Origin of the sequence: Ideonella azotifigens, from assembly GCF_006519715.1 — a bacterium.
GTDB lineage: Bacteria > Pseudomonadota > Gammaproteobacteria > Burkholderiales > Burkholderiaceae_C > Ideonella > Ideonella azotifigens.
This window is the reverse complement of record NZ_VIDT01000157.1, coordinates 1-9,602: the sequence shown is the minus strand read 5'-3', so window position 1 is coordinate 9,602 and position 9,602 is coordinate 1. Positions and strand designations below refer to the sequence as shown.

Here is a 9,602-nt window from a genome sequence, read left to right as displayed (position 1 = left end):
CGGCCGGAGCGGGCAGAGAAACCGGAGCGACCGGAGCGACCAGAGCGGGCAGAGCGGGCAGAGAAGCCGGGGCGCGGAGAGCCCAATGGGCGTGGCGGCGAACAGGCGCCGGATGCGCCGCGCAAGGAGCGTTGATTTCGACCTGTCGCCTGGCACCAGGCATGGTGTCGAAGGCGCTCAGGCGCCCTTGCCGCGGCCGGCGATGATCGCGTCGGCCACGTTCTTGGGCGCTTCGCTGTAGTGCTTGAACTCCATCGTGTACGTGGCGCGGCCTTGCGACATCGAGCGCAGCGTGGTCGAGTAGCCGAACATTTCCGACAGCGGCACCTCGGCCTTGATGACCTTGCCGCCGCCAATCATGTCGTCCATGCCCTGCACCATGCCGCGGCGGCTGGACAGGTCGCCCATCACGTTGCCGGCGTAGTCCTCAGGCGTCTCGACTTCCACCGCCATCATCGGCTCCAGGATGACAGGCGAGGCCTTGCGCATGCCTTCCTTGAAACCCATGGACGCGGCCATCTTGAACGCGTTTTCGTTCGAGTCCACCTCGTGGTACGAGCCGAAGGTCAGCGTGACCTTCACGTCCACCACCGGGAAACCGGCCAGCACGCCGTTCGGCAATGTGTCGATCAGGCCTTTTTCCACCGCAGGGATGAACTCGCGCGGCACCACGCCACCCTTGATCGCGTCGACGAACTCGAAGCCCTTGCCAGGCGCCTGCGGCTCGACCGTCATCACCACGTGGCCGTACTGTCCCTTGCCGCCGGACTGGCGCACGAACTTGCCTTCCACGTCGGAGACCGACTTGCGGATGGTTTCGCGGTAGGCCACCTGCGGCTTGCCCACATTGGCTTCCACGCCGAACTCGCGCTTCATGCGGTCGACGATGATTTCCAGGTGCAGCTCGCCCATGCCGGAAATGATGGTCTGGCCGGATTCTTCGTCGGTGCGCAGGCGGAATGAGGGGTCTTCCCTGGCGAGCCGGCCCAGCGCAATGCCCATCTTCTCCTGGTCGGCCTTGGTCTTGGGCTCCACCGCCTGCGAGATCACGGGTTCGGGGAAGACCATCTTCTCCAGCGTGATGATGGCGTCCGGGTCGCACAGCGTCTCGCCGGTCGTCACGTCCTTCAGGCCCACGCAGGCGGCGATGTCCCCGGCCAGGATTTCCGAGATTTCCTCGCGCTGGTTGGCATGCATCTGCAGGATGCGGCCGATGCGTTCCTTCTTGCCGCGGATCGGGTTGAACACCGAATCACCGGACTTCAGCACGCCCGAATACACGCGCACGAAAGTCAGTTGGCCCACGTACGGGTCCGTCATCAGCTTGAAGGCCAGCGCGGCAAACTTCTCGCCGTCGTCGGCCTTGCGGACCACGTCCTTGTCGTCCTCGTCATGGCCAGGCACCGGCGGGATGTCCAGTGGGGAGGGCATGAAGTCGATCACCGCGTCCAGCATGCGTTGCACGCCCTTGTTCTTGAACGCGGTGCCGCACAGCATGGGCTGGATCTCGCCGGCAATGGTGCGCGTGCGCAAGGCCTGCGTGATCTCTTCTTCGCTCAGGTCGCCGCTTCCCAGGTACTTGTCCATCAGCGCCTCGCTGCTTTCGGCCGCGACCTCCAGCATCTTCTCGCGCCATTCCTGGGCCAGCTCGGCCAGCTCGGCCGGAATCGCTTCGTAGCTGAACTTCATGCCCTGGGACACGTCGTCCCAGAGGATGGCCTTCATCTTGATCAGGTCCACCACGCCCTTGAAACCCTCTTCGGCGCCAATGGGGATGACGATCGGCACCGGGTTGGCCTTCAGCCGGTCGATCATCATCTGGCGCACGCGGAAGAAGTCGGCGCCCACGCGGTCCATCTTGTTGACGAAGGCCAGGCGCGGCACCCGGTACTTGTTGGCCTGGCGCCAGACGGTTTCGCTCTGCGGCTGCACGCCACCCACCGCGTCGTAAATCATCACCGCGCCGTCCAGCACGCGCATCGAGCGCTCCACCTCGATCGTGAAGTCCACGTGGCCGGGGGTGTCGATGATGTTGATGCGGTGCTCGGGCCGGGCCAGGTCCATGCCCTTCCAGAAGCAGGTCGTCGCGGCCGACGTGATGGTGATGCCGCGTTCCTGCTCCTGCTCCATCCAGTCCATCGTGGCCGCGCCGTCGTGCACCTCGCCCAGCTTGTGGTTGATGCCGGTGTAGAACAGGATGCGCTCGGTGATGGTGGTCTTGCCGGCATCGATGTGCGCGGAGATGCCGATGTTGCGGTAACGCTCGATGGGGGTTTTGCGGCTCACGATGCGACCCTGGAAAGTTGGCCTATGAGAGGTGTCCCGGGTCTGGCGACCCGAAACGCTGGCTTCAGCCGTTTCGCGAGGAAAGGGCCGGGGCACCAGTATGCCGACAGATGGCGCATCGTGTCATGGCGCCTGCGGTCATGCGGGCTTGCAGGCCTGTGGACTTGTGCCGGCAGCGATGCCGATGAACCTGGGCTCAGCGGCGCGGGCGCGGGGCTGGCGAGGCCAGGCCCTGCTGCACCGTGCACAGGATGTCCAGCACCGTGCGGTCGCGCAAGGCATCCCGGTCGTACAGCGGATAACGCGCCACCCCCAAGGTGAGCAGCAGGTAACCCAGCATTTGCGCCACCAGCGCGTCGGTGCTGAGGCCCAGTGCTGCGTCGCCGGGCGGTGTTGCCGCGCAGGCGGCCACGCGTTCGCGCGTCAGCAGCACCATGCCTGCGTAGACCGGCTGGTGTTCCATGTCCACCGCGTCCGCGCCGGAGGTCTGCACCAGGGACATGTAGATCATGCGGAACTGGTCCGGGCGCAGCTCCCAGAAGGCCAGGAAGCTGCGCACATGGGCTTCCAGCAGCTTCAGCGGCGTGCGCCGTCCCTTCTGCACCGACTGCAACTCGGCCAGCAGCGCCTCGAAGATCTCCAGCCACAGGCCTTCCAGCAAGGCCTGCTTGCTGGGGAAGTAGCTGTACAGCGCCATGGTCGAGAGCTTGAACTCCAGCGCCATGCGGCGCATCGACAGCGCGGCCAGGCCTTCGTCGCGGTAGATCAGGCGCGCTCGCTCCAGCAGCTCGCGCTTGAGCGTCGCCATCTCGTTCGGGCTGCGGCGCAGGCGGACGGTCGCTGGTTTGTTGCGCGGTGCCTTGGTGTTCATCGGGTTCCGGTTCCAGCCATCTTGGGTAGCCCGATACGGTAGTGCAGGTCGGTTCTAGGCCAAATGGGCGAGAACCCCTGTGCTTTTGTGGGGTTGTCACTAACGTACACGTACAACAATATCGATTAGCAGGCATGCTTGCCACCTTGCATGCCGGATCTGTCCATTTGTATTGAGACCCACTTCATGCAAGTTCTTCATCGCCTTTCCGTCGGAGCCAAGCTGGGCCTCGCCTTTGCCGCCGTGCTGCTGATCACCACCGCGCTGGGCGTGCTGGCCATCGTCCAGCTCGGCCGTGTCAACGACACCGCCAGCGACATGGCCGACGACTGGATGCCCTCGATGCGCGCCGCGCAGACCGCCAGCCTGGAAGTGGCCCGGCTGCGCACCCGCGAGTACCGCTTCCTGCTGGCCGAGGAGGCGCAGCGCCCGGCCGTCATCGAGCAGCTGAAGTCCTCCGCCGAGGCCGTCGAACTGCAGCTGGCCAACTACGCCAGGCTGGTGCAGTCCGAAGACGAACGCAGCCAGCTGACGCGCACGCAGGAAGACTGGGCCGCCTATCTGAACAGCGACCGTGCCATGCAGGACGCGATGGCCAAGGGCGACAAGGCTCTGGCCAGCGAACAGCTGCTCAAGCGAGGCGTGCCCAGTTATGACGCGCTGCTGGCCAGCCTGAACAAGCTGACCAAGCAGAACGCCGATGGCGCCGAGGCAGCCAACGACCTGAGCGACCGGATCTACGCCAACAGCCGCTGGATGGTCATCGGCATGACGGTCATCGCGGTGCTGCTGGGCGCGGGCCTGGCCTTTGTCATCACCCGCCGCATCACCCGCCCGCTGGCCGACGCGGTGCGTCTGGCCGAGGCGGTTGCCCAGGGCGACCTGACGCGCAGCCTGCGCGTGGTCGGCCACGACGAACTGGCCCAGCTGCAGGGCGCGCTGCTGCGCATGGTCGAGCGGCTGAAGTCCGTCGTGACCCAGGTGCGCAACGGCGTGGATTCCGTCTCCAGCGCTTCGTCGCAGATCGCCACCGGCAACCATGACCTGTCGGCCCGCACCGAGCAGACGGCCGCCAACCTGGAGGAAACCGCCTCCAGCATGGAGCAGCTGACCGGCACCGTGGGGCAGAGCGCCGATACCGCGCGCCAGGCCAACCAGCTGGCCAGCTCGGCGGCCGAGGCGGCCGCACGCGGTGGCGAAGTGGTGGGCGGCGTGGTGCAGCGCATGCAGCAGATCAGCGACTCGTCCCGCAAGATCGCCGAGATCATCGGCGTGATCGACGGCATCGCGTTCCAGACCAACATCCTGGCGCTGAATGCGGCAGTGGAAGCGGCCCGCGCCGGTGAACAAGGCCGCGGCTTCGCGGTGGTGGCATCCGAGGTGCGCTCGCTTGCGCAACGCTCGGCCGAGGCGGCCAAGCAGATCAAGGGCTTGATCGTGAAGTCGACCGAGACCGTGGAGGCCGGCACGGCCGACGTGGCCCAGGCCGGCCAGGTCATGGACGAGATCGTGACCGGCGTGCGCCGCGTCACCGACCTGATGGCCGAGATCGCCGCGGCCGCTTCCGAGCAGCGCGACGGCATTGGCCAGGTCAACCAGGCAGTGGCCAACCTGGACCAGATGACGCAGCAGAACGCTGCGCTGGTCGAAGAGTCCACGGCCGCGTCTTCCTCGCTGCAGGAGCAGGCGCAGCGCCTGGCCGATGTGGTGGCGGTCTTCAACGTGGGCACGCCGGCCCGGGTTTGAGTGGCATTGAAGGCCTGCCGAGGGGCGGGTCGGGCGAAACAACAACAAGGTTCAACACGATGCGGTTCATCCGGTCAGGTTTCACGGCCCCTCTTTTTTCCGGGGCTGCGGGGTGGGTGATGTGGGCCTGCATGGGCGCGGCCCATGCGCAGGCCGCACCGCCAGACCAGGCGCTGGTCGAGCAGGGCCGCAAGCTGGCAGTCGCTGCCGATTGCGCGGCCTGCCACACCACGCCCAAGGGTGGCGCGGCCTTCGCGGGTGGCTACCCGATTGCGTCGCCGCTGGGGACGATCTATGCGTCGAACATCACGCCGTCCAGGGCGGGCGGCATTGGCGACTACACGCTGGCCGACTTCCAGCGCGCGCTGCGCCAGGGCGTGCGCAAGGACGGCGCGCAGCTCTATCCCGCGATGCCGTACACCTCGTACACGCAGCTCAGCGACGCGGACACGCAGGCGCTGTATGCGTACTTCATGCACGGCGTGACCGCGGTCGACCAGAAGGCACCCGAGACCGAGCTGCCGTTCCCGTTCAACCTGCGCCTCTCGATGGCCGCATGGAACAGCATGTTCCTGAAGGACGAGCGCTTCGTGCCCGACGCCTCCAAAAGCGCCGAGGTGAACCGCGGCGCCTACCTGGCTGGCGCGCTGGCGCACTGCAGCGCCTGCCACACGCCACGCAATGCCTTGATGGCCGAGCAACTGGGCAAGTCCTTCCTGGCCGGCGGCTCGGTCGGCCCCTGGTTCGCACCCAACATCACGTCGGACGCGACCAGCGGCATTGGCGGCTGGACCGAGGCCGAGCTGGTGCAGTACCTGAAGAGTGGCCGCGTGGACGGCAAGGCCCAGGCCGCCGGACCGATGGCCGAGGCCATCGAGCACAGCCTGCAGCACCTGCCCGACGAGGACCTCAAGGCCATCGCGGTCTACCTGAAGCAGACGCCGGCGGTGAACGACGGCGAGGCCAGGCCGCGTTTTGCCCATGGCGAAGCGTCCAAGGCCGAGATCGACATGCGCGGCCTGACAAATGATGCCGACGCCGGCTGGCGAGTCTTCAGCGGCAGCTGCGCGCAGTGCCACCAGGTGGGCGGCGGCGGCAACGGCGTCTACCCCTCGCTGTTCCACAACACCGCCCTCGGTGCCGACCGGCCCGACAACCTGATCGCCACCATCCTGCAGGGCGTGGACCGCACGGTCGACGGCAAAGCCCACTTCATGCCGGCATTCGGCGACACGGCCTCCTACGCCGACCGTCTGAGCGACCAGCAGATTGCCGACCTGAGCAACTACCTGCTGAGCTACCACGGCAACGCCGCGGTGAAGGTCAGCGCCAGTGACGTGCAGACCTTGCGCGCCGGCGGCAAGCCGCCACTGCTCGCGATGATCCGGCCGGCGATCCTGCCGGGCGGCGTGGTCGTGCTGTTGTTGTTGATCGTGCTGGTGGTTCGCCGCAGCCGTCGTGCCCGCTAGGAGACAAGCCATGAGCCACTCAAACCAGGACGGCTTCGAGCCCGTCCCGTTCCCCATTTCCCGCCGCGCACTGATCGGCGGCGCCGCCGTCGCAGGCGCTGCCTTCGCGCTGGGCGGCGCCGCCTTGCTGGGCACGACCAATGCCTTTGCCGCGGCCGCGGCTGGCGCGGACTTCCTGCGCCTGTCCGAATTCCTGACCGGCGGCAAGCCGCTGGAGCCGGGTCTCGCCACGCGCTACCAGGCTGCGCTGGCGCGCCATGACGCCAAGTTCAATGACTCCTCGGCTGCTTTGCAGCGCTATGTCGCCGAAGCCAAGGAAACCAGTGTCGACAGCCTGCTGGCCAGGCCGGACCTGGGCGAGCCGCTGCGCAAGACCATCACGCAAATCGTTTCGGCCTGGTACCTGGGCATCGTCGGCAATGACGCGGACGCCGAGCTGATCAGCTACGCGCAGGCCTTGATGTACCGGCCCACGCAAGACGTGCTGGTCATTCCCAGCTACGGCGGCGGCCCCGACTCCTGGGGCCAGAAGCCGGTCGGGGTGGTGGTACCAAGTACCGAGAAAGCAGCATGAGCAGCAACCAAGAATTTGATGCAGACCTGATCGTCATCGGGTCGGGCGTGATGGGCGGGCTGATCGCCAGCCGGCTGGCCAAGGCCGGCAAGTCGGTGATCATCCTGGAAGCCGGGCCGCGCGTGCGCCGGGCCGAGATCGTCGAGACCTTCCGCAATTCGCCGGTCAAGCTCTCGCTGGCCAACACCAAGGCCCAGGGCGCCGGCTCGCCGTTCCCGAACCCGCCGCACATCCCGTCCACCTATGGCGACTACCTGCAGCAGACCGGCCCAGTGTCGTACCCGACCAAGTACCTGCGCGTGGTCGGCGGCACGACCTGGCATTTCGGCTCGGCGCTGTGGCGCATGATCCCCAACGACTTCAAGCTGAAGACGCTCTATGGCCGTGGCCGGGACTGGCCCATCGGCTACGACGAGCTGGAGCCGTATTACTGCGAGGCCGAGGCCGAACTCGGTGTGTCGGGCATCGACGGGCAGGACGAAAGCGGCCATGGCGGGCAGGCCTGGCCGCCACGCTCCAAGCCCTTTCCAATGAAGGGCCTGAACGAGCCGTATTTCATGACGCGCATGGCCGAGATGCTGGCGCCTGGCGGCTACAACCCGGTGATCGAGCCGCACGGCCGGGCCACGCGGCCTTACGGCAACCGCCCGGTCTGCGCCGGCAACAACAACTGCAACCCGGTCTGCCCCATCGGTGCCAAGTACGACGGCTCGATGCACATCGACGTGGCCGAACGCCACGGCGCCAAGCTGCTGGACAACGCCGTGGTCTACAAGATCGAGCACGGCGCGGACAACAAGATCACCGCCGTCAACTACAAGCAGCCCGACGGTACTTCGCATCGCCTCACGGCCCGCCACTTCGTGCTGGCCGCCTACGCCATCGAAGGCCCGAAGCTGCTGCTGATGTCGACCTCGGAGAAGTTCCCGAACGGCATTGCCAACTCGTCCGACCAGGTTGGCCGCAACCTGATGGGCCACACCGGCATCAGCGTCAACGCGATGATGAACGAGGACGTCTGGCCGGGCCAGGGGCCGACCGAGCTGCTGGTCTACCTGAACTACCGCGACGGCGAATTCCGCAAGGACATTCCCAGCTACAAGACCAAGTTCCGCAACACCGTGCCGACCTCGCAGATCGCCTCCGCGCTGCTGGCCAAGGGCGTGCTCGGCAGCAAGCTGGACGCCGAGATCCGCCGCCAGTCTGCGCGCTCGATCAACATCGCGGTGGACCTGGAAACCGAGGCCCAACCGCAGAACCGCATCGTGCCCAGCAAGAAGCGCTTCGACGGCATCGGCCTGCCGGTGCCGGAGATCTACTACAGCGTCAACGACTACTGGAATGCCGGGCGAGACTTCGCGGTCAAGGACCTGACGCGCATGACCAAGCTGCTGAACGCCGACGTGCTGAAGATGGACACCAGCCACCAGGACCGCCAGCACATCATGGGCACCACGCTGATGGGCGACGACCCCAAGGACTCGGTGGTGGACCGCGACTGCCGCACGCACGACCATCCGAACCTGTTCATCGCCGGCACCGGCGTGATGCCTTCGGCCTCCTGCATGAATCCGACGCTGACCGGCGCCGCGCTGAGCCTGCGCATTGCCGAGACCTTGCTCAAGGAGATCTGAGCCACGACGCGCTGCGGCCAATCGCCGCAGCGCCGCGCCTCAGGGCGGTCAGTCGTACTTCAGGTACTTGAAACGAGGATCGTCGGGCGTGCCTTGCAGCGCCGAACCCTCCACGGCGCCCGGCTGCCACAGGACGACCTCCTCGATCTTCTTCGCGAGCTCGAAGTCCTTGTCGGTGATGCCCTTGGCGGCGTGGTTCATCAGCTTGACCGTGACGAAGGCATACGACACGGTGAGGTCCGGGTGATGCCAGGCTGCTTCCGCGAGGTGGCCCACCGTGTTCACCACCATCAAGGTGCCTTTCCAGCCGCTGGTCTTGAACTTGCGGCGAATCCAGCCGTCCTCAAAGGACCACTTCGGCAACTCTTCTGACAAGCGTGCCGTGATCTCTTCCGAGGTGTAGACCTCGTCTGCAGTCTGTTTGCGCCAGCTGGTCATGTCAGTCTCCCGTGGAAAGAAGCAAGGGGACGCCGATGCTACCGCTCGTGGCGCCGCATGACACACTGTCCCTCTGGCGATACAGCGGGGCGGATCGGCGCCTGCCTTGCCCGGGTGGGTGGTCCCGGAGGGGCCAGGAACGGAGATTGCTCTTGGGTTGTCGCGCAGATGCCGTTTCACAGGGCGGCGCGTCACGACCATGGGCCATGCCGTTCTCGCCGTTCCGCCTCGGATGCACTTCGATCTCTCCAACACAGTCACGCTGCGGGCGCCGGGTCGACTGCACCTGGGTTTTCTGGATCCATCTGGCTCACTGGGACGGCGCTTCGGCAGCATCGGGATGGTCATCGACGGCTTCGAGACCGAGGTCGAACTTGGCGCCGCGCTTGCCGATCGCGTCACCGCCGACACGCCCGAAGGCGACACGCAGATGGCGCGCGCGAGCGCCTACCTTCACACGCTGCGCGAGCGCAGCGGCCGCCTCGAACCGCTGCACCTGAGGCTGCTGCGGGTGCTGCCGGCGCACGGCGGCTTCGGGTCCGGCACCCAACTCGCGTTGGCGATTGCACGTGCGTTCGCCCAGT

The 9,602-nt window shown here is 66.5% G+C and carries 7 protein-coding genes and 1 pseudogene; 5 read left to right on the top strand and 3 right to left on the bottom strand.

Going from position 1 to position 9,602, the window contains the following annotated elements:
- Positions 1 to 177 precede the first annotated feature (177 nt).
- Together fusA and FKP22_RS12005 are read right to left on the bottom strand one after the other, a co-directional pair.
- Positions 178 to 2,286, bottom strand: a complete 2,109-nt coding sequence (gene fusA, locus FKP22_RS12010) for an elongation factor G (RefSeq protein WP_141287728.1) — start codon at positions 2,284 to 2,286, stop codon at positions 178 to 180.
- A 196-nt stretch (positions 2,287 to 2,482) separates the two neighbouring features.
- Entirely contained in the window at positions 2,483 to 3,157 is a 675-nt protein-coding gene (locus tag FKP22_RS12005; RefSeq protein ID WP_141287727.1) for a TetR/AcrR family transcriptional regulator, read from the bottom strand.
- 186 nt (positions 3,158 to 3,343) lie between these two features.
- Here FKP22_RS12005 and FKP22_RS12000 point away from each other — a divergent pair, with 186 nt between their 5' ends.
- From FKP22_RS12000 to FKP22_RS11985, 4 genes are all read left to right on the top strand, one after another.
- Entirely contained in the window at positions 3,344 to 4,903 is a 1,560-nt protein-coding gene (locus FKP22_RS12000; protein WP_170200861.1) for a methyl-accepting chemotaxis protein, read from the top strand.
- Positions 4,904 to 5,034: 131 nt separating this feature from the next.
- Complete coding sequence (locus FKP22_RS11995) at positions 5,035 to 6,372, top strand: cytochrome c (protein WP_231012097.1); 1,338 nt, start codon at positions 5,035 to 5,037, stop codon at positions 6,370 to 6,372.
- Between the two features lie 10 nt (positions 6,373 to 6,382).
- A complete protein-coding gene (locus FKP22_RS11990) occupies positions 6,383 to 6,946 on the top strand; it encodes a sugar dehydrogenase complex small subunit (protein ID WP_141287724.1) in 564 nt (187 codons plus the stop codon).
- Positions 6,943 to 8,580, top strand: coding sequence for a GMC family oxidoreductase (locus tag FKP22_RS11985; protein WP_141287723.1), 1,638 nt, complete (start codon positions 6,943 to 6,945; stop codon positions 8,578 to 8,580). The genes FKP22_RS11990 and FKP22_RS11985 overlap by 4 nt, the downstream gene beginning before the upstream one ends.
- Before the next feature lie 48 nt (positions 8,581 to 8,628).
- Here FKP22_RS11985 and FKP22_RS11980 read toward each other — a convergent pair whose 3' ends face one another.
- Entirely contained in the window at positions 8,629 to 9,018 is a 390-nt protein-coding gene (locus FKP22_RS11980; RefSeq protein WP_141287722.1) for a 4a-hydroxytetrahydrobiopterin dehydratase, read from the bottom strand.
- Positions 9,019 to 9,217: 199 nt separating this feature from the next.
- Between FKP22_RS11980 and FKP22_RS11975 the strand changes: the two are divergent.
- Positions 9,218 to 9,602: pseudogene (locus FKP22_RS11975) on the top strand (beta-ribofuranosylaminobenzene 5'-phosphate synthase); the annotation flags it as partial.

Excerpts from the sequence above, each read along its gene's own strand:
- FKP22_RS11985 (WP_141287723.1), top strand. The coding sequence starts at position 6,943 with ATGAGCAGCAACCAAGAATTTGATGCAGACCTGATCGTCATCGGGTCG.
- FKP22_RS12000 (WP_170200861.1), top strand. The coding sequence starts at position 3,344 with ATGCAAGTTCTTCATCGCCTTTCCGTCGGAGCCAAGCTGGGCCTCGCC.
- FKP22_RS12005 (WP_141287727.1), bottom strand. The coding sequence starts at position 3,157 with ATGAACACCAAGGCACCGCGCAACAAACCAGCGACCGTCCGCCTGCGC.
- FKP22_RS11990 (WP_141287724.1), top strand. The coding sequence starts at position 6,383 with ATGAGCCACTCAAACCAGGACGGCTTCGAGCCCGTCCCGTTCCCCATT.
- FKP22_RS11995 (WP_231012097.1), top strand. The coding sequence starts at position 5,035 with ATGGGCGCGGCCCATGCGCAGGCCGCACCGCCAGACCAGGCGCTGGTC.
- FKP22_RS11980 (WP_141287722.1), bottom strand. The coding sequence starts at position 9,018 with ATGACCAGCTGGCGCAAACAGACTGCAGACGAGGTCTACACCTCGGAA.